Consider the following 19,733-nt stretch of genomic DNA (forward strand, 5'->3'; position numbering starts at 1 on the left):
AAATGGTGCGCTTTTTTGTTTTATATATTATTTATTTTTTTAAGTTTATGTTTTTATTATTAATTTAAAAATGGCACAAAGGTTGGATTGTATAGAGGAAATACAATAACAAGCTAGCGTCCTAAGGGGGCCTTTGTGAAAATGATCAGTGCAATAATAAAGCCATTCAAACTAGATGATGTGCGTGAAGCACTCGCTGATTTAGGCATCGAAGGAATGACAGTGGTTGACGTTAAGGGATTTGGACGTCAAAGAGGGCATACTGAGTTATACCGTGGTGCTGAATATCAGGTTGACTTTATACCTAAAATTAAACTTGAAATTGCTACTCGTAGTGAAAATTGCCAACGCGTTGTAGAAACCATTACCAAAGTCGCTGGAACGGGCAAAATTGGTGACGGCAAAATTTTTGTTTACGACCTAGACCAAATCGTCCGTATTCGTACTGGCGAGCTTGATGATGATGCAATTTAAGGGGGCAACATGGAAAATACAATTATAGAGCTGAAGTTTTCGCTCGATACGTTTTACTTTTTAATGTCTGGCATCTTAGTCATGTGGATGGCAGCCGGTTTTGCAATGTTAGAAGCGGGTTTAGTGCGCTCTAAAAATACCACAGAAATTCTAACTAAAAATATCGCGCTTTATTCTATCGCGTGTACTATGTTTTTGTTGATAGGCTACAACATTATGTACGTAGATAATGTTGAAGGCGGTGTTATTCCTTCGTTTGGTGGCCTAATAGGTAGCCAAGCGGCAGATGCTAATCATTCGTTAGAGTCTGACTTTTTCTTCCAAGTAGTGTTTGTTGCAACGGCCATGTCTATCGTATCTGGCGCCGTAGCGGAGCGTATGAAGTTATGGGCTTTCTTAGTGTTTACTGTAGTACTAACAGGATTAATTTACCCAATTGAAGGTTACTGGACATGGGGTGGCGGCTTCTTATCTGAATTAGGCTTTGTTGATTTTGCAGGCTCTGCAATTGTACATGCAACGGGTGCGGCTGCAGCGCTTGCGGGTGTAATACTACTGGGTGCACGTAAAGGTAAATATGGTAAAAATGGTGAAATTTACCCAATTCCAGGTTCAAACTTGCCACTTGCTACATTGGGTACGTTTATTTTATGGATGGGTTGGTTTGGCTTTAACGGCGGATCACAGTTATTAATTTCAGATAAAGAAAACGCAACAGCGGTAGGTCAAATATTACTTAATACCAATGCTGCTGCAGCTATGGGGGCAATTTCAGCCTTGTTCTTATGTAAACTTTTATGGGGCAAAGCCGATTTAACCATGGTACTTAATGGTGCACTTGCAGGCTTAGTGGTTATTACTGCAGACCCATTATCACCATCACCACTAATGGCGTGTTTATTTGGCTTACTAGGTGGCTCATTAGTGATACTTAGTATTGTCGCACTGGACAAAGCGAAGATAGATGATCCCGTGGGTGCTATTTCTGTTCATGGTGTGTGTGGCATCCTAGGTATCGTGCTAGTACCTGTTACTAATGCTGAGGCCAGCATTGTTAATCAGTTGATTGGCCTACTATGTATTATTGGTTTTGTGTTTATTGCTTCATTCATTGTATGGGCAATCCTCAAGCAAACCATGGGTATTCGTGTTACCGAAGAAGAAGAGTTAAACGGTATGGATCAACACGATTGTGGTATTGATGCTTATCCAGAGTTTGTATCAGTTAGAAGTAATTAATTAAAAGTATTGTGTGTTCAATCAAAGCCCTACTCTGTTAGGGCTTTTTTGATTTCAGGGGAGGTTAATTTTTCAGGTGCTAGAGTAATGTGATAAGCTCCTCGCGTTAAATTAACCTTCGGAATATATTACACTTAAATGGCTGAAAAAAAGAAAACATCGACCAGTAAACCCTCGACTAAGCGCGCTACTAAGTCATCTAAATCATCGGCGCGAAAAAGTGCGACTAAAAAAACTTCAAGCACCACAAAACGGCCACTTTTTAAAACGTTGTTTTCTATTTTTTGGAAACTGAGTCTGGCGACGTTTATCGCCATTGCACTTTATTTTATTTACCTTGATGCAAAAATAACTCGCCAGTTTGAAGGTAATAAATGGCAACTTCCGGCACAAGTATATGCCCGCTCAATGACTTTTTTTCCAGGCCAGTTTTTATCAGAGCAAGAAGTTTTATGGGAGCTTAAGCGCTTAAACTACACGGCGGTTAATCGCTTAAGCCGGACTGGGCAGTATATTAAAACAGCCAATAGTATTAAGATTTTTCGTCGTGACTTTGAATTTTATGATGGTTTAGAGAGCGCTCATGTTATTGAATTGCGTTTCTCTGGAGAGAAGGTAGTCAGTATTAAAGATAAGTTTGGCCGTCGCTTAAACACTGCCAGATTAGAGCCTGTACAAATAGCCCGTATTGGTAATGACTCAAAACAAGATAGAGAGTTTGTACCATTAGATAAATTTCCTGACATGCTTAAAAATACCTTATTAGTAGTTGAAGACCGCGATTTTTATGATCATCACGGTGTATCGGTATTTTCAATTTTACGCGCTTTGTATACCAATATTCGCGCAGGGCGCACCGTGCAAGGGGGGAGTACATTAACCCAGCAGCTGGCTAAAAATATTTACCTTACCCGTGAGCGTTCGTTAGTGCGTAAAATTAATGAAGCCTTTATTGCGCTTATTCTTGATTACCGTTACTCAAAAGATCAGATTCTCGAAGCCTATTTAAACGAAGTGTACTTAGGTCAGTCATACAACCAAGGAGTACATGGAATGGGGCTGGCCGCCGAGTTTTACTTTGCCAAACCTGTTGATGAACTCGAGTACGACCAAATTGCCTTGCTGGTGGCTATGGTTAAAGGCCCATCTTATTACAATCCTAGACGTTACAAAGAACGTGCGATGGAGCGTCGTGACCTAGTGCTGCGTTTAATGGTCGATAACAAACTTATTTCTACTAAAGAGTATAGAGCCTCGTTAAAGCGCGCAATTGATATTGCACCAATGAAAGCCAGCTTGCAAAAGTCTTATCCAGGTTACTTAGAGTTGGTTAATCGCGAGCTTAAACAGCTACTACCCGATCAAGACGTATTGGATGCGGGTGTGCGTGTATTTACCTACTTCGATTTACAAAAACAAACCGCGATGGAAGAGTCGATTCAGGCCAGTTTACCTTATTTAGAAAGACGTCCAAATACCAAAGAGTTAGAAGCGGCGATGATCTCCGTTAATGTTGAAAAAGCCGGTGTATCAGCGTTAGTCGCTGGACGTGATGTACGCTACTCAGGATTTAACCGCGTGCTCGATACCAAACGAAATATTGGCTCATTAGTTAAACCTGCAGTGTATTTAAGTGCACTGCAGCTTCCTCATTATAACTTAGCGACGTTACTTGATGACTCGCCTGTTCAAGTCACCAACGAGGAGGGTAACGTATGGCAGCCAGAAAACTTTGATCATCAATACCGTGGTGCCATGCCTCTTTATAAAGCATTTAGCCACAGTATTAATATTCCGGCAGTTAACTTAGGGCTTGATGTAGGCGTGGATAAAGTGGCTAACACGCTCAGGGGATTAGGAGCTAAAGGCTATATTAATGAATACCCATCGTTATTATTAGGGGCTATTGAAATGTCGAGCTTTGAAGTGGCGCAGCTTTATACCACGATTGCAGCAGACGGTGAATACAGAGAGCTGACGTCTATTTCTGCGTTAACCGATTCTGTTGGTAAAGTACTTTATAAGCACAAAGTAATTAACGAGCAACGCTTTGATAAAGATGCCATGTACATGACCAAATATGCTATGAAGCGAGTAACTAAAGATGGCACCGCTAAGCGCTTAAACTTACATTTTCCGTCAATCCAGTTGGCAGGTAAAACAGGCACCAGTAATGAATTACGCGACAGCTGGTTTGCTGGATTTGATCAAAATACAGTGACGGTTGCATGGATAGGCCGTGACGATAATAAAAGCACCGGCTTAACTGGCAGTGTTGGCGCGCTTGAAACCTATATTCGTTATTTAAAACCGCTAAACCCGCAAGCAATTGCCGATACGCGTCCGCCTTCAATTAGGTGGGCATTTGTAAATGAGCAAACTGGGAAGCAAGCACCACCGGGCTGTGGCAAAGTGATTCAACTGCCACTTAGAGCCAGTGAGTTTAAACCAAGACTAGAATGTATTCGTTAAATAGTAATGCATAAAAAAAGCCCGAAAGGGCTTTTTTTATGCATTACTTTAGCTAAGAGGCTTGTAAGATATCTGGGTTTTTATTTTCATAGTAAAAGAACTATCTAGCCCTTTCAATGTAATTTTTTTAAGTTTTTCTGTTAATTAAGTGTTTATTTTGTTTGCATTTTTGTTTTACGGGAATATTATAAATATGCCTTTAAGGCATATAATTATAATTTCAAACAGGGATAAATAATGAAATCAATATTTAAGAAAAGTATAACGGCTATTGCCGTATCAGCATCCTTAGGTCTAGCATTACCTGCTGTTGCATCTGATGTAATAGGAACTGTTAATAATATTAATGATAATAGTTCTTACACTGTAAAAGTTAAAAACCCTGCAACTGGTTTAGAGCGTACTCTAAATATCTCTAGTGAAGGTACCTTTCGTTTTGCCTCCCTGCCTACAGGTAGTTACGAGATACAAATATTAAAAGGCGATGCTGTAGTTGCTGAAGACCGCGTTAGAGTCTCTTTAGGTGCCAATTCAAAAGCTAACTTTGACCTAAACAGTTTCGATTCTTCTGGCCCAGAGGTAATTCAAGTCGTTGGTGCTCGTATTTCATCAATAGATCTTTCAACAGCAGATTCGGGCCTAGTTATTACAGATGCTGAAATTGACAGAATGCCAATTAATCGTGATTTGACATCAGTTGCATTATTAGCACCTGGCGCAGTAAAAGGCGATAGCGCGTTTGGTAATACAGCATCATTTGGCGGTTCCTCTGTTGCAGAAAATGCGTGTTATATTAATGGATTAGAAGTTACTAATACTCGCCAAGGCTTAGGGTGTGGTGAAGTTCCGTTTGAATTTTATGATCAATTTCAAGTTAAAACAGGTGGTTATTCAGCCAAGTTTGGTCGAGCTACTGGTGGTACTATTAATACAACTACAAAAGGTGGTACTAACGAGTGGGAATTTTCTGCTGTAGTTCAGTACCAACCTGATTCTTTGCAAGAAGAGGGCAGCATTTCTCGTGGCAATAATGGAGCAGGTCAAATTTTCAGAGATGAAAGCTATGACTCTGATAACAAGACTGACGTTACACTTGCCGTTGGTGGCCCACTTATTGAAGACACACTTTTTTTCTATGGTTTAATAAACCCTCGTGATACTGAGTCGTCTTATACTTGGGGTGGAGATGAATTTTCACCGAACGATCAGTACCGAGAAGAATCTGCATCTGGCGGAGATAATTTATTCTGGGGTGGTAAACTCGATTGGGATATTAATGAAAACCATCGCTTAAGCTATTTTGCTTATTCAAATCGTCGTGATATTGAACGTTCTGTTTATGATTACAACAACGGTGTTATAGGCGACCGCAAAGATGGTGCATTACTTAAGCGTGGTGGCGAAGCGCAAAGCTTGAGTTACACAGGTGTACTAACTGAAGATTTAGTTGTCACAGCAATGGCTGGTACAATTGAGACTGAGTATGAAACGCAATCAGAAAACTTAATTTGCCCAAGTATTACAGATTCTCGTGGTACTTCTAATCCAATCACTGGTTGTGGTGCTGGTGGTAGCTTTGGTGCAAATAATGATGAAAATACTCAGTACCGCCTTGATATTGAGTATGTTTGGCAAGACCATCAGATTAGCTTTGGTATCGATTATCAAGAGCGTGAATCTGAGCGTGTGAGTCGTCCTATCGGTGGCCACAGTTATGATTACCGTACACTAGCGGCTAACGGCAGTTTTCAAGCTGATAATGGCGCATTAACAAACAATACTGGTAATGTATTGCAATACGTTGAAGATCGAGTGTTTGATGGTGGCGGTAGCTTTAAGTCAGAGCTTACGGCTTATTACATAGAAGATAATTGGCAAGTAACAGATGATTTTGCGGTAACTGTTGGCTTACGTATAGATGAGTTTGATAGTTGGGGCACAACAGATAAGCTACTTACAAGCTTCAAAACGGATGTTGCTCCTCGTTTAGGTTTCACGTGGGATCCAACGAGCACTGGCGACACTAAAGTATATGGTACTTATGGACGTTATTACTTACCTGTTGCAAATAACACTATTTTTCGTGCTGCTTCTGGGGTAAGTGATATTACTACTGCTTACACGTATACGGGTGTTGATGCAACGACAGGAGCACCTACAGGTTTGGCTCCTTTGGCGGATACTCTTGGCTCAGGCGGTTTAGCAAACTCACAACAAGTAAGTGGTGTTCCGGTTATCCCAGAAAAAGATATTTTCCAAGCGCAAGAAGCCGAACCATTTTCAAAAGATGAATATATTTTAGGTGTACAGCAAGCACTAAATGATGAGTACACTGTTGGTATTAAAGGTGTTTATCGTGAAGTTGCTACTGCATTAGATGATTACTGTGGTCGTTATGCTTACCCATATTGTGTGATGATTAATCCTGGTTCATCTTCTAGCTGGTATAGTGATGGTTACTATTGGAATGGTACTGATTGGGGTGATTCAAGCTTTGATAACGACGGTGTTCCAGATGAAGGTTCACTAACGACTTACTCTGCCGACACTATTGGTTTACCTAAGGCTAATAATGAATATACCGCCGTAGAGTTTAACTTAAATTATCAGGCTGATACGATTCGTTACCAGTTTGGTTATACATGGGCACGAAGTGTTGGTAACTTTGAAGGTGCTGTTAAATCCGATATTGGCCAAGCTGATGCGGGTATTACACAAGACTTCGACTTCCCAGCTGTAATGGATGGCTCTCAGGGTTATCAACCTAATGATCGTCGTCATACATTTAAATTCTTTGGTAGTTGGGAGCCAGTTGAAAACTTGACTGTAGGTTGGAATGCAACATTACAAAGTGGTCGTCCTAAAAGTTTATTCGGCCAAGGTTACCCGTCAAAAGATCCAAATCTAAATGGTGGTTGGGGTGATACTTTCTACATTTACACAAATGAGTGTCCTGATACCAATGGTAATGGTGAATGTGAGCAAGAAGAAAAAATCTATGAGAAGCATGACCGTGGTACAAATGGTCGTACACCATGGACATTTAACTTAGATTTATCTGCTGCATATGACTTTACTGTTTCAGATATTGATATGAGAGCATCAATCAATGTGTTCAACATATTAAATAGTCAGTCAGAAGCGTCTGTAAATGAGCATTACGAGCAAAATGAAGGCGAAGTTAATGCTTACCATGACGCTGCTTACTCTTGGCAGACTCCACGTTATGTTCGTATAGGGTTTGAAGCTCGATTCTAATCAACAGAATAACGATTCAATAGCGTTAAAAAACAAAAAAAGCCCGAAAGGGCTTTTTTTATGGGTAAGCGTTTTTAAAAACTAAACGTTATAGCTTAGCAAAAGCGCGCTCTGCCGCTTCAATCGTTGCTTGAACTTCTTGCTCTGTGTGCGCAGCACACACAAAACCAGCTTCAAACGCTGAAGGCGCTAAATAAACCCCTTCTTCAAGCATTAAGTGGAAGAACTTTTTAAAGCGCTCTAAATCACATTCAGTGGCTTGTTTGTAAGTAGTTACTTTTTCTGCATCGGTGAAGAAAAAGCCATACATACCGCCAGCGTAGTTAGTCGTTAAGGCAATACCTGCTTTTTTAGCTGCGGCTTCAAAGCCTTCACAAATCGCTTTACTAATGGCTTCTAACTTATCATGCACGCCAGGTGCGCTTAGTAGTTCAAGTGATTTTAAGCCTGCTGCCATCGCAATAGGGTTACCTGAAAGTGTACCCGCTTGATAAACAGGGCCCACAGGGGCTATGTAATCCATGATTTCTGTTTTACCACCAAACGCGCCTACTGGCATGCCACCACCAATTACTTTACCTAAACAGGTTAAGTCTGGTTTGATGTTGTAATACGCTTGAGCGCCACCAAGGGCGACACGAAAACCTGTCATTACTTCATCAAAAATAAGCACGGATTGATACTGATCACATACTTCACGCAGACCTTCTAAAAAGCCGGGTACTGGTGGAATACAGTTCATGTTACCGGCAACTGGTTCAACAATAATACACGCGATTTCATCGGCGTACTTGGCAAAAATCGCTTTCACTTCTTCAATATTGTTAAACGAAACGGTGAGTGTGTGCTTAGCTAAATCTTCAGGAATACCTGGAGAGTTAGGTACACCCATAGTTAATGCGCCAGAGCCGGCTTTTACTAGTAATGAGTCTGCATGGCCGTGGTAACACCCTTCAAATTTTAAAATTTTGTCACGACCAGTAAAACCACGGGCTAAACGAATTGCACTCATTGTTGCTTCAGTACCAGAGCTCACCATGCGTACTTTTTCGATTGATGGTACTAGCTCTTTTACTTTTTCAGCCATTAAAATTTCAGCTTCAGTAGGCGCTCCGTAGCTTAAACCATTTTCTACCGCGTCATGTACTGCTTGTTTAATTTCAGGGTGATTGTGGCCCATAATCATTGGACCCCAAGAGCCTACATAATCGATGTAACGGTTGCCATCAGCATCAAATGTAAACGCGCCCTGTGCTTTAGTAATAAACAGCGGAGTACCACCTACACCATTAAATGCACGCACTGGCGAATTTACTCCACCAGGAATAGAGTCTTGAGCTCGTTTAAATAAGTCTTGGCTAATTGTCATGAAAAATCCTATTGTTTTATCACTTTAAAATTAAAAGCTTAGCTGTCGCGTTTGCGGCTAAACCAAGGAACGCTTACTTCATACTGCTCGACTTTGTTTTCTACGCCGAGGGTTAAAGCAAACAGTGCCATACGAATGAGGACGCCATTTTGTACTTGGCGGAATATCGCTAGATTGTCGTTAGCATTTAAGTCGTTATCAAGTTCGTTTGCCTCTAGGCGACTATCGCGAGGAAGCGGGTGCATTAATACTGAATTAGGTTTGCAATGAGTATTATAAATAGACTGGCTAATTCTAAATCCACCACGATACTTATTAGCTTCTTCTTGTGATGGAAAACGCTCTTCTTGGATTCGTGTTTGATAAACGATATCGGCTGCTAAGTTACCTTCCATTTTATCTACCAGTTCAATTTTATGTCCTGCATTTTCAACCGCAGATAAAATTGAGTCAGGCATTTGCAAGCCATTAGGGGCAACCATCGAAAACTTAATGTCTTTGTAATGACACAGTAACTTAGAGAGTGAGTGAACAGTACGGCCATATTTTAAATCGCCGACTAGCGCAATATGCATACCATCGATATTTTGATCGAAGCGGTTAAGTTCACGCTCAATAGTTAATAAATCAAGCAGTGCTTGGGTAGGGTGCTCATTGGGTCCATCACCACCGTTTATTACTGGTACGCTGCAACCTGTTGCAAATTCAGCTACCGAGCCTGAGTCAGGATGGCGCATAGCAACAGCATCAGCATACGCTGAAATAACTCGTGCGGTATCATAAAGTGATTCGCCCTTAGCAAGCGCAGAGCTTTGCATGCCGGTGGTTTCACGAACTAGTCCACCGAGTAAGTTAAACGCAGTGCCAAAACTAACACGAGTACGTGTACTGGGTTCAAAAAACAGATTTGCTAAAATCGCGCCTTCAAGCACGTTGGTCCGCTTTTGTTTTTTAGCGTATGGCTCCATTTTTTTTGCCACAGCAAATATGCGTTCAATACAGTCTCGGTCGAGTTGATTAACAGAGAGTATATTTTCACCTTGGAAACTGAACATGGGGGTTATTCCTAGTTATTCAAAAAGGCGCGATAATCCACAAAGGAGCACGCAATCGCGCGTATTATACAAACTTAGTATGCGACTTGGCAGCGTAATTTATAAGCTTTTGCTAAAAGCTTGGCTTAATAATCGCCAAAGCGACAATAACGAGTAGCGCTAAAACAGGTAGCTCGTTGAAAATGCGATAAAACCGATCGCTTTTAGTATTTCTATCGTGTTTAAAATCAGCTAACAATTTGAAACAGTAGCCATGATAAATATATAAAATAATCACCAGCACGAGTTTGTAATGCAGCCACATGCTGTAACGAAACCATTCTCGGCCGTATTCAACAATAGTCAATACGCCAAATACTGCGGTAAGCACCGCAAAGGGTGTAACAAAATAAAGTAGCCGACGTTCCATTACTTTTAGCATTGAGTTACACGATTTTTCTTCACTCATAGCGTGATAAACAAAAAGTCGAGGTAGGTAAAAAATACCGGCAAACCAAGCAATCATAAAAAATACGTGCAAGGTTTTGTAGATTAATAATGCGCTCATATTGTTCTCATTATTGTTAAAGTAGACTGTTACGTATGGTTAAAATATGGTGGATTTGATCCCACCTTAGTAATCCCATAATTTGTTGATTATCTAATAAGTTATATACATAAAGTGCACCACTGCGTTTATCATTCAAAATTTCAAATGCATCTGCAAGGGTGGCTTGGCTGCTAATACCTTGTAAGCTAATGTATTTTATATTGACCGCCTGATCAGACATTAAACTTAAGTCATATTCAGCTAGGCGATAACCATTTTCTTCATCAAATACAATTAATGGTGTTTGGCTGTCCATGGCATCTAAACTGTTTTTTATTTGCTCTTTATCGTCGGAGTAGAGCAGTTTAAAGTCTTCATCCATGTCATCCATCACTCCTACTTTCTGTAAGGCTTCAGTGGCGGGAGAGACATGATAGGGAAGCCCTTGAAAGTCTAATTGCTGTAAAAATATGGAGCGGTTACCAAATACCTGTAAAGCTGTAACGTAGGCGGTAGTAATGACGATCATCGCAGGCACAATAATTTCCGGTGACGAGGTCAGCTCCATCACAGTGGTCAGTGCCGCTAAGGGGGAGTGTAGTGTGGCCGCTAATAATCCTGCCATGCCCAGCACCCCGTAAGTGCCGGCTATATCGGTGCCGGGGCTAATAAATTGAGCAAAAAATGCCATTAAAGTACCGGTTAAAACGCCCAGCCCAATAACCGGACCTATCAACCCACCAGGAATACCTAAGCCAATAGCAAATAAGGTGGCTAATAACTTAGCAATTAAAATAGTAGTGAGTAGTTGAATATTTTCAGGTGACTCAACCGCAATAGTGATAGCGCTCATACCCGAGCCCATTGCTTGTGGAACTGCATAGGCAATTAAGCTGGCAATACACCCTGCAATCATTAAACGTGGAAACATACTAAGTGGTTTAAAGGTTTTAATAATTAACATTAAATTCTGATTAAAAGCATAAGCCACCGCGCCTAATCCCATGCCGCATAAAATTAAATAGGGGTAATGCCACCCACTTAAGGGGGCAATGGTTATTAGCGCAAGTTCTGAGCCCTCACCAAATACAAACTGTGTTGCTAATGCGCCGGTAACGGCTGCGAGCATAATCGGCACAAAAATATGTACTTTGTATTCTCTGAGCACCACTTCCATTACAAAAATAACCGCAGCGAGGGGGGTGTTGAACGATGCAGCAATGCCCGCGGCAACACCACAACCACTGAGGGTACGCATAGCGTTGTGGGGTAAGTGTAGTTTATTTGCTAATATGCTTGCCCCCGCTGCTCCCATATGAACTGAGGGGCCTTCGCGGCCAACAGAAAAACCGCTGATCAGTGCCAGCGCGCCGCCTACAAACTGGTTAACCGTATTATAAAGTGGCATTTGCCCGTAATGACGTTTTATTCTGTGTATTACAAAAGGGATACCCAAGCGGTAATGTTTAAAGCCGGTAAAAGCCGCAAATGTGGCTATCAGAAGTGCAGCAATCAAAGGCATTAATACCCGTTCTAGGGTAGGGAGAGTAGTAAAGTCGTCAGGGGTTTCTAAAAATAAGCTTTGAAAAAATAAAATGGTTAGGCGAAACAGTATAATGAAAAATGCAGCAATTAATCCGGCACTTACGCCCAATAAGCATAATTGTACGGATGTTTTTGGTTTTGCTAATCGACGTCTCAGTCGCTCAAGCCACATGCTTTATTTCCCCGTAGCATTTTTAGGCGTCAAGTTTATCAAAATAGTCTAGGGAAGTCCTTGAGATTTTTAACAACCGATTAATTTAAATTAAATTTATAGTATATTGATTCACAGAACAGATTAAACGCGTATTGTTTTAATTAAAGCTTATAAACGCGAGCTTACTATACTTGATTAAAACACTCAGGTATTAGATAATCTGGTGCATTAGTATAAAGGTATTGAGGGTTATAAAATGTCTGGAGAATTACCCATTAAGTTTAGCGACGCAGCCGCTGTGCGTGTTAAACAGTTAATCGACGAAGAAGAAAACCCAGATCTAAAACTGCGTGTTTATGTCACAGGCGGTGGTTGTTCAGGTTTTCAATACGGTTTTACTTTTGATGAAAAAGCGAATCCTGGCGATTTAGAGATTGTTAAAAACGGGGTTACCTTAGTCATTGACCCAATGAGTATCCAGTATTTAGTTGACGGTGAAGTAGACTACACCGAAGGGTTAGAAGGGGCACGCTTTTTTGTCTCTAACCCTAATGCCACAACAACGTGTGGCTGTGGCGCTAGTTTTAGCGTGTAAAGATACCGTTATTTGAAAAAAAAACCGCTTAATTAGCGGTTTTTTTATGTGTTTAAAATCATAACTCAGTTGGTCTGTATTCTGTTATTTGCATTATTAACACAAAAAAACCAAGTACGAATGCAGAGAAAGCTAAAATATAGATAAAGCCTTTTTTACCCTGTTTGATTGGAATTGCATAATGGCGCAAAAAAAAGTACCAGCCCAAGCATAAAATAATAGGCAGTAAAAAAAGTAGTCTAAACATGATTTAGCCTTTTTAAGCAAATAATAAGTTAATAATAAACGGCTTATATTTAAATGAAACAAAAAAGTTATAAAATATTTAACCTTATTCAGAGTTAGTAAATATTTGTTGTTAAACTTTAATCGCATAATTACTAATTAATCATTCAGATCAACGATGAATGGTATATAATGTATCCAAGAGTGAAACGGGCAAGGTTTCATTTTTCACAATAATAAAGTGTTAATACATATTTGAGCGTTTTTATTGGTTGAATTGTAAGCGTTTACACTGCGCTTTAGTGAGTGGTTGTAGGTTTACAGTGTTGGCGATTTTAAGCGCTTAGCTATATGTATATTTAAACAACGAGTAGGAGTTGTATATGATGGGTAAAACCGTATCTTCGGAAGAAAATGCAAAATTAACAAAGTGGCTTAAAACTAAGCGCCATGAAAAAGGCTACACCATGCGCAGCTTAGCGCAAATCTTGGGTACGCCACATTCTTTTATTGGCAAAATTGAAAATCAGGAACGTCGTTTAGATGTAATTGAGTTTGTTCGCTACTGCAATGCATTAGAAGTCGACCCGTATGAAGCATTAAGCTTAATTAAAGCTGACTAACGCTTTCTTTTTGGCTGTAATCGTAAAGCTAAATTAGCGTCTACAGCCAATACTAGTGCAGGGATGCATTAGGTATTTTTATGATAATTTTGCTCTAGTGAATATAGTTTGTGCCTAATTAGAAATAAAAACACTAATGAGGGTAAAACCATAAGCGCAGTTAATACAAAGAACAATGACCAATTCCCCATTAGCCAATCATCAATAACCACGCCACTGTAACTCGATAATAACGTACGCCCTAAGTTGCCCAATGATGCCAATAGCGCATAATGAGTAGCGCTAAACGCTCTGTCACACAGCATAGATATAAAAGCAACCATTGCCACTAAAGACCAAGCTTGGGTAAAGCCATCAACTACAATTGCCATTGCATATAAGTGCTCTTGTGGACCAGCTAAGGCAATCCAAGAAAACATTAAGTTAGATGCTGCCATGGCTACGCCACTAATAAATAAGCCTTTCACAATGCCATATTTATGGTTAAAAATACTGCCCAAAAAGGCAAATACAATGGTAATTAACCCCGTGCCGAGTTTTGAGTAATTTGCTATTTGCGTATTACTAAAGCCAACTTCTTTATAAAATACAATCGACATCCGCGCTAAAAATGCTTCACCAATCTTAAATAAGAAAATAAACGCCAGCAGCGCCAACGCGGTTTTAACGCCATTTTTAGCAAAAAAGGTTTTAAACGGATCAACCACGGTAACGCCTAGCCATGCGAGCGTTTTTGTCAGTGGTGTTTGTTTAGTTGCGGCGAGTTTTTCAAGATAAACACGTTCTAGTTCGGCATGTACGGCTTCGCGATTTGATTGTGGCTCTTTAGCCCAAAATACACAGCTAATTAATAACAGCATAATCGCGGATAAAAAATAATACACCTGTGGCCAGTCAATATTTGGCATATCAGCCATGTAAAAAGGCACAGCTCCTAATAAAGCATAGCCAGTCCACCAACCTGAGGTGGCCATTGCAGCAGCCGCAGTGGCTTTGTGAGATTCATTTTCACTAAGGGTGTCTATTCGAAAGGCGTCAATTGCAATATCTTGCGTGGCAGAGGCTATGGCGATTAACAAGCAAAGTGCGGCGGCAACCGCTAGGTTTGCTTTCAAATCAAGTCCTGCAAGTAGCAATGTGCCAAGCAAAATAAAGCTTTGGCAAAACAGTATCCAACTACGGCGCTGACCAAGCCAATTATATAAAAAGGGCAGTTTAGTGCGGTCTATTAAAGGTGACCATAAAAAGTTGATGCTGTAGGCACCAAACACAATGCCAAATAGGCCAATCATGCTGCGGCTCAAACCTTCATCTTTAAGCCATGCCGACATTACTGAGCCAATTAATACCCACGGAAAGCCACTGCTCATTCCAAATATAAAAACATTAATCAAACGTTTATCTTTAAAATAAGAAAAGTATTCGCTAACAGAAAGTGTGCTATTCATAGGGGCTCATTGGCTTATACAAAGAGCAGCTAAGGCTGCTCTTATTAAAAAAGTTATAAAGGAACTTGCTCAAGCACCTTAATATTTAATATAACGACCGGTTTTTCGGGTACAAAGTTGTAGCCAATTTTGTCATTAAATCCGGTTTTTACAGCCATGATTTTATCGAGTGTTTCATAGCCTTCCATCACACTGCCAAACACTGCAAATCCCCAATCACGGCCAGGGTTTAAATGATCGTTATCATCCATATTAAAAAAGAACTGACGCGTTCCTGAGTGTGGTTCACGGTCTTGATAAGCCATCGCAATGCTATACATATCATTTGTTAAGCCGTTACCGCTTTCATTAAAAATAGGGTCGTTTTCATGTAGGCCATCGTAATCTTTATCATAACCACCGCCTTGAATTACAAAGTCACGATCATTTTCTACGTCGCGTTCTACACGATGAAACACACTACCTTGATAGCTTTTATCCGACACGTACGTTAAAAAATTATTGACAGTAATAGGAGCTCTTGATCGGTCTAATTCAACCACAATGCTGCCCAACGATGTCACAATTTCTACCCGAGGAAAAATGTTATCTTTTTGCACAAAACGACCCTCTTGAGCCGCTAAGCTACTAACGCTAAATAATAAGCTTACGCAGATTAAAAAAAGTTGCTTCATTGTTAACCTTCTAAAAATGCAATTAATTCTGGGTCAGATACAATGCGGGTAATTAACTGCTCAGTCAACTTATTGAGCTGACCTTCAACTTTTGCCCTATCGTGACCAAGCGGACCAGATAAATTAGCATTACCGCTGTAGCGTTTACTAAAATTACTGGTCGGGCGAATCACCCGCACTTCAAACTCAATCTTGGCTTCACTGGTATGGCTCATTAGCGTTTCTGTAACTACCGCTTGCAGCGTGTGAATATCTAACTCAAAACGCAATTGCGCTAAATTAGAAATGCTGGCGCCATTGCGACTCAGTGCACTGTCTAGCGCACTTTTAACCGATTCAGTAATACCCGTACTGGCAATGGTTTTGGTTTTGCTCGATTCAATTAGCTTTAAGGTTGCACTGTCACCACGTAAATCAATCACGCTGGTGTTTAAGCTGCTGTTTATTGAGCTTATTTGACCACTTTTATACACAGGGTTGAGAATAAGCTGATTAGGCTGATTGGCACACCCCGAAAAAACCACTAATGTACAACAGCTCAATAATGCTTTTAAGAGTTTCATTTATAACGTCCCACTATTTTTAGTTGCGCTGAGTACCACAAACTTTTTATTAGAGCCTAATAAAGTACAGTTACCAAACATACGGTTTAGTTTGTCGTGGTAATCTAGATGGCGGTTACCAATAATACGCAGCTCGCCACCTTCTTTTAATGTGTCTTTTGCTTGCTTGAACATTTGCCATGCTATGTGGTCGGTAACCGCTTGTGCTTGGTGAAATGGCGGATTACACAATACAATATCAGCGCTTTTACGTTCAAAGTCAGTTAAACAATCATTCTCTATAAAAGTACATTGTTCAAACTTGTCTTCCATGTTTAATTCAATGTTGAGTCGAGCTGATTCAACCGCCATATATGATTCATCAACAAAGCTAATATGAGCATTAGGACAGCGCGCTAATGTCATTAAACCAACCACGCCATTACCACAGCCTAAATCTATAATATTTTTGGCTTTATTTGTTTGTGGCAAATAATTAAAAAAGAAGCGCGCACCTATATCAAGTGAATCACGTGAAAACACATTGGCATGATTGCTTATTGTAAAATCAGTGCCTTCGAGTGGCCAGCTGACTGGGAAATCTGCGCCTTTATAACCGCCAGCGGCTTGGCTAATAATTAAGCGTGATTTTTTTACTGCGAGGCTTGTTTTCGTCTCACCAATAAAATCTTCAAATGCTTTAATCGTAGAGTTATGCACGTCTTTAGTTTTTGCTGCGCCAATAACCGGTGTACCGGGCGCCAGTACTTCGCTTAATTCAGATAACTGATATTGTAAAAAAGCCAATGTGCGTGGTACTTTTACCAACACTAGGTCTACTTGTTCGGGCAAAGCCGATAAACTATCAAGCTGGCTAAACGCAGTTGCTGCAATTTTGTTTTGCGCTAAGTTATGAGCCGCCGCCTGATGGCTAATATAAGAGTCGTTTACTGAACAAACAGTTAATTGTTGTTTGCTAAAATAACAGCTAAGTGCACCAAAGCTGTCGTTTAAGATCAGTAACGAGCGACAATCAGGGTAGTGTTCATTAACATAGTCAATGAGGTATTCGTCTGCTGAATCCCACGCTTGTAAGCTGCGGTTTTTTTGATCCAAAGGAAAGCGTTCAAGAGTAAAGGTGTTATCGCCGAGCGTAGCTTGCGTAGTCATAATAGTTTAATGATCGGTAATCAAATGATAGGTAAATTCTAACATGCAACCGCCAAACGCCAACCCCCAACTGTTACCAAATGGCTTTTCTTATCAAAGTAGGGTGCTTAGTGCGCAAAAAAGCCTCGGTTTATTTTATTATTTGCAGCAAAACTTAAATTGGCAACAACCAAATATCACGGTGTTTGGCAAAACGGGGCCAATACCAAGGTTGCAATGTTTTATCAGCGAAGAGAATCTTGAGTACGGCTATTCTGGGCATAAACTCGATTTAGAGCCTTGGCCAGACGTATTACTTGCTATGCGAACACGTTTAGAAAATTACCTACAGCAACCGTTTAATTCAATTTTGGTTAATTACTATCGAGATGGCCACGATAGTATGGGCTGGCATAGTGATGACGAAGCTGAGCTTGGCCCTGAGCCTACCATAGCCTGTGTATCGCTTGGCTCAGAGCGATTATTTAAACTTAAACACAAAGTAAGCAACAGCATTACTAACATTAAATTACAAAGTGGTAGTTGTTTAATAATGAGCGGACAGAGCCAACAAAATTACCAGCATGCGCTACCAAAACAAACAACACTTAAACACCCGCGGATCAGTTTAACGTTTCGCTATATTAATAATGGTTTCAGTTAAATAGCATTAGCCATGGTGTAGCCGCAGTTGTTATAGTAACCATATAACTGAATTTTGAGGGTGGTTTTATGTCAATGCAACAACAAATACGTGACAAGCTAGCAAATGCTATTGCGTGTAAGCATTTAAATGTTATTAACGAAAGCCATATGCACAGTGCAGGCACTGAATCACACTTTAAAGTGATTGTAGTTAGTGAGGAATTTGCTGGTAAGCGATTATTGCAGCGTCATCGTCAAATTAATGAAATTTTAAAAGATGAGCTGGCAAATCATATTCATGCGCTTGCGATGCACACTTATACTCCTGAGGAATTTACAGAGCACGACGGCGAAGCGCCGCAGTCACCTAATTGCATGGGCGGCTCAAAAGTTGGATAACAGGTATAGTGAATTGGTTTGAGCAGTGAGTAACTGATCAGATCAGTTTTTTTTGTTTTAGCCTTTAAACTAGCGCTAATTTTTATTGTAAAAGATATAGGATGATCAATGGTCATTAAGCCTAAAATTCGCGGATTTATCTGCACCAATGCACACCCAGTAGGCTGTGCAGAGCATGTACAAGAACAAATTAATTATGTTAAGCAGCAAGGGGCGTTAAAAAATGCACCTAAAAATGTATTAGTTATTGGTGCGTCTACAGGTTATGGCCTAGCGTCTCGCATTACCGCTGCATTTGGTGGTGGCGCTAAAACATTAGGTGTTTTCTTTGAAAAAGAAGGCACTGAGCGTAAAACAGGCTCTGCGGGTTGGTATAATACGGCGGCGTTTCAAGCAGCCGCTGAAGCTGAAGGTTTATGGTCAAAAAATATTAATGGTGATGCGTTTTCTAACGAAATTAAACAAAAAGCAATCGACACCATTAAAGCTGAATTAGGTAAAGTTGACTGTATTATTTACAGCTTAGCGTCACCTCGTCGTACTGATCCAAATACCGGCGAAGTGTTTTCTTCAACGCTTAAGCCAATTGGTAATGCGGTAACCACTAAAAACTTGAATACGTCAAAGCGTGAAATTGATGAAGTAACTGTTGAAGCGGCAAACCAAGACGATATCGACAACACCATTAAAGTAATGGGTGGCGAAGATTGGGAAATGTGGATTGACGCACTTAAGAACGCTGATGTACTCGCAGATAACTTTAAAACCACGGCTTACACTTATATTGGTAAAGAACTAACGTGGCCAATTTACGGTCATGCAACAATTGGTAAAGCCAAAGAAGATTTAGACCGTGCCACTGCTGCTATTAAAGCTGCTACCCAAGATTTAAATGGTGAAGCCTACGTTTCATCGCTTAATGCGGTTGTTACTCAAGCAAGCTCTGCAATTCCAATCATGCCACTTTATATTTCTGCCTTATTTAAAGTGATGAAGGCTGATGGCACGTATGAAGGCACCATTGAGCAAATTCATGCGCTATTTAGTGAGAACTTATATGGTGATTCACCTCGCTTTGATGAGGGCGGGCATTTATTCCAAAACTATAAAGAACTGGAAGATGATGTTCAATCTCGCGTTCAAGCCATTTGGGATAGTGTAGATACAAACTCAATTGATGAATTAACCGATTATATTGGTTACCATAATGAATTTTTACGCTTGTTTGGTTTTGGTATTGACGCGGTTGATTATGAACAAGATGTAAATCCTGTTGCACCTATTGCTAATATGATTGACTAACTTGTCGCTGATAACGCATTTTTGAAAAAGTCGCCT

18 protein-coding genes are annotated in these 19,733 nt (G+C 40.3%); 9 read left to right on the top strand and 9 right to left on the bottom strand.

Annotated elements, in window-relative coordinates; genetic code table 11:
* Positions 1–135 precede the first annotated feature (135 nt).
* The 4 genes from PTET_RS04255 to PTET_RS04270 all read left to right on the top strand — a co-directional run bounded on the left by PTET_RS04255 (position 136) and on the right by PTET_RS04270 (position 7,443).
* Positions 136–474 carry a P-II family nitrogen regulator gene (locus tag PTET_RS04255; protein ID WP_010391070.1) on the top strand — a complete coding sequence of 113 codons (339 nt, stop codon included), beginning with the start codon at positions 136–138 and terminating at the stop codon, positions 472–474.
* A gap of 9 nt (positions 475–483) precedes the next feature.
* Positions 484–1,713 (top strand): ammonium transporter, encoded by a 1,230-nt coding sequence (locus PTET_RS04260; RefSeq protein WP_016899363.1) that lies wholly within the window; start codon positions 484–486, stop codon positions 1,711–1,713.
* Positions 1,714–1,851: 138 nt separating this feature from the next.
* Positions 1,852–4,185 carry a penicillin-binding protein 1B gene (mrcB, locus tag PTET_RS04265; protein ID WP_096038258.1) on the top strand — a complete coding sequence of 778 codons (2,334 nt, stop codon included), beginning with the start codon at positions 1,852–1,854 and terminating at the stop codon, positions 4,183–4,185.
* Between the two features lie 237 nt (positions 4,186–4,422).
* Entirely contained in the window at positions 4,423–7,443 is a 3,021-nt protein-coding gene (locus PTET_RS04270; protein WP_096038259.1) for a TonB-dependent receptor, read from the top strand.
* 88 nt (positions 7,444–7,531) lie between these two features.
* On the opposite strand, the gene hemL is transcribed toward PTET_RS04270, so the two are convergent.
* From hemL to PTET_RS04290, 4 genes are all read right to left on the bottom strand, one after another.
* Complete coding sequence (gene hemL, locus PTET_RS04275) at positions 7,532–8,812, bottom strand: glutamate-1-semialdehyde 2,1-aminomutase (RefSeq protein ID WP_024601882.1); 1,281 nt, start codon at positions 8,810–8,812, stop codon at positions 7,532–7,534.
* 38 nt (positions 8,813–8,850) lie between these two features.
* Positions 8,851–9,867: an aspartate carbamoyltransferase gene (locus PTET_RS04280; RefSeq protein WP_013464336.1), complete on the bottom strand. Its 1,017-nt coding sequence runs from the start codon at positions 9,865–9,867 to the stop codon at positions 8,851–8,853.
* A gap of 112 nt (positions 9,868–9,979) precedes the next feature.
* The gene (locus PTET_RS04285) at positions 9,980–10,414 is read right to left on the bottom strand and encodes a CopD family protein (RefSeq protein ID WP_010391077.1); all 435 of its coding nucleotides are present in this window, start codon (positions 10,412–10,414) and stop codon (positions 9,980–9,982) included.
* Positions 10,415–10,430: 16 nt separating this feature from the next.
* Positions 10,431–12,113: a chloride channel protein gene (locus tag PTET_RS04290; RefSeq protein WP_016899367.1), complete on the bottom strand. Its 1,683-nt coding sequence runs from the start codon at positions 12,111–12,113 to the stop codon at positions 10,431–10,433.
* 238 nt (positions 12,114–12,351) lie between these two features.
* Between PTET_RS04290 and erpA the strand changes: the two genes are divergently transcribed.
* Positions 12,352–12,690 carry an iron-sulfur cluster insertion protein ErpA gene (gene erpA / locus PTET_RS04295; RefSeq protein WP_096038260.1) on the top strand — a complete coding sequence of 113 codons (339 nt, stop codon included), beginning with the start codon at positions 12,352–12,354 and terminating at the stop codon, positions 12,688–12,690.
* Positions 12,691–12,748: 58 nt separating this feature from the next.
* Here the strand turns inward: erpA and PTET_RS19155 are convergent, their stop codons facing one another.
* Positions 12,749–12,937 (bottom strand): hypothetical protein, encoded by a 189-nt coding sequence (locus PTET_RS19155; protein WP_013464338.1) that lies wholly within the window; start codon positions 12,935–12,937, stop codon positions 12,749–12,751.
* Positions 12,938–13,298: 361 nt separating this feature from the next.
* Here PTET_RS19155 and PTET_RS04305 point away from each other — a divergent pair, with 361 nt between their 5' ends.
* Positions 13,299–13,538 (top strand): helix-turn-helix domain-containing protein, encoded by a 240-nt coding sequence (locus PTET_RS04305; protein WP_008111877.1) that lies wholly within the window; start codon positions 13,299–13,301, stop codon positions 13,536–13,538.
* A gap of 68 nt (positions 13,539–13,606) precedes the next feature.
* Here the strand turns inward: PTET_RS04305 and PTET_RS04310 are convergent, their stop codons facing one another.
* From PTET_RS04310 to PTET_RS04325, 4 genes are read right to left on the bottom strand one after another with little or no spacing between them, the layout of a single operon-like run.
* Complete coding sequence (locus PTET_RS04310; protein WP_016899368.1) at positions 13,607–14,986, bottom strand: AmpG family muropeptide MFS transporter; 1,380 nt, start codon at positions 14,984–14,986, stop codon at positions 13,607–13,609.
* A gap of 53 nt (positions 14,987–15,039) precedes the next feature.
* Entirely contained in the window at positions 15,040–15,660 is a 621-nt protein-coding gene (locus PTET_RS04315; RefSeq protein ID WP_013464341.1) for a peptidylprolyl isomerase, read from the bottom strand.
* 2 nt (positions 15,661–15,662) lie between these two features.
* Positions 15,663–16,223 (bottom strand): YajG family lipoprotein, encoded by a 561-nt coding sequence (locus PTET_RS04320; RefSeq protein ID WP_013464342.1) that lies wholly within the window; start codon positions 16,221–16,223, stop codon positions 15,663–15,665.
* A complete protein-coding gene (locus tag PTET_RS04325; RefSeq protein WP_096038261.1) occupies positions 16,224–17,372 on the bottom strand; it encodes a methyltransferase in 1,149 nt (382 codons plus the stop codon).
* A 43-nt stretch (positions 17,373–17,415) separates the two neighbouring features.
* Here PTET_RS04325 and PTET_RS04330 point away from each other — a divergent pair, with 43 nt between their 5' ends.
* The 3 genes from PTET_RS04330 to fabV all read left to right on the top strand — a co-directional run bounded on the left by PTET_RS04330 (position 17,416) and on the right by fabV (position 19,697).
* Positions 17,416–18,015, top strand: coding sequence for an alpha-ketoglutarate-dependent dioxygenase AlkB family protein (locus PTET_RS04330; protein WP_096038262.1), 600 nt, complete (start codon positions 17,416–17,418; stop codon positions 18,013–18,015).
* A gap of 68 nt (positions 18,016–18,083) precedes the next feature.
* Positions 18,084–18,395, top strand: a complete 312-nt coding sequence (locus PTET_RS04335; RefSeq protein WP_096038263.1) for a BolA family protein — start codon at positions 18,084–18,086, stop codon at positions 18,393–18,395.
* A gap of 108 nt (positions 18,396–18,503) precedes the next feature.
* A complete protein-coding gene (gene fabV / locus PTET_RS04345) occupies positions 18,504–19,697 on the top strand; it encodes an enoyl-ACP reductase FabV (RefSeq protein WP_069440331.1) in 1,194 nt (397 codons plus the stop codon).
* Positions 19,698–19,733 lie beyond the last annotated feature (36 nt).

Source organism: Pseudoalteromonas tetraodonis (assembly GCF_002310835.1).
Taxonomy (GTDB): Bacteria; Pseudomonadota; Gammaproteobacteria; order Enterobacterales; family Alteromonadaceae; genus Pseudoalteromonas; species Pseudoalteromonas tetraodonis.

Coding starts and splice junctions, on each gene's coding strand:
- PTET_RS04315 (WP_013464341.1), bottom strand. CDS start 15,660: ATGAAGCAACTTTTTTTAATCTGCGTAAGCTTATTATTTAGCGTTAGT.
- PTET_RS04260 (WP_016899363.1), top strand. CDS start 484: ATGGAAAATACAATTATAGAGCTGAAGTTTTCGCTCGATACGTTTTAC.
- PTET_RS04335 (WP_096038263.1), top strand. CDS start 18,084: ATGTCAATGCAACAACAAATACGTGACAAGCTAGCAAATGCTATTGCG.
- mrcB (WP_096038258.1), top strand. CDS start 1,852: ATGGCTGAAAAAAAGAAAACATCGACCAGTAAACCCTCGACTAAGCGC.
- PTET_RS04305 (WP_008111877.1), top strand. CDS start 13,299: ATGATGGGTAAAACCGTATCTTCGGAAGAAAATGCAAAATTAACAAAG.
- PTET_RS04320 (WP_013464342.1), bottom strand. CDS start 16,223: ATGAAACTCTTAAAAGCATTATTGAGCTGTTGTACATTAGTGGTTTTT.
- PTET_RS04330 (WP_096038262.1), top strand. CDS start 17,416: ATGCAACCGCCAAACGCCAACCCCCAACTGTTACCAAATGGCTTTTCT.
- fabV (WP_069440331.1), top strand. CDS start 18,504: ATGGTCATTAAGCCTAAAATTCGCGGATTTATCTGCACCAATGCACAC.
- PTET_RS04325 (WP_096038261.1), bottom strand. CDS start 17,372: ATGACTACGCAAGCTACGCTCGGCGATAACACCTTTACTCTTGAACGC.
- PTET_RS04310 (WP_016899368.1), bottom strand. CDS start 14,986: ATGAATAGCACACTTTCTGTTAGCGAATACTTTTCTTATTTTAAAGAT.
- PTET_RS19155 (WP_013464338.1), bottom strand. CDS start 12,937: ATGTTTAGACTACTTTTTTTACTGCCTATTATTTTATGCTTGGGCTGG.
- PTET_RS04270 (WP_096038259.1), top strand. CDS start 4,423: ATGAAATCAATATTTAAGAAAAGTATAACGGCTATTGCCGTATCAGCA.
- PTET_RS04285 (WP_010391077.1), bottom strand. CDS start 10,414: ATGAGCGCATTATTAATCTACAAAACCTTGCACGTATTTTTTATGATT.
- hemL (WP_024601882.1), bottom strand. CDS start 8,812: ATGACAATTAGCCAAGACTTATTTAAACGAGCTCAAGACTCTATTCCT.
- PTET_RS04280 (WP_013464336.1), bottom strand. CDS start 9,867: ATGTTCAGTTTCCAAGGTGAAAATATACTCTCTGTTAATCAACTCGAC.
- PTET_RS04290 (WP_016899367.1), bottom strand. CDS start 12,113: ATGTGGCTTGAGCGACTGAGACGTCGATTAGCAAAACCAAAAACATCC.
- erpA (WP_096038260.1), top strand. CDS start 12,352: ATGTCTGGAGAATTACCCATTAAGTTTAGCGACGCAGCCGCTGTGCGT.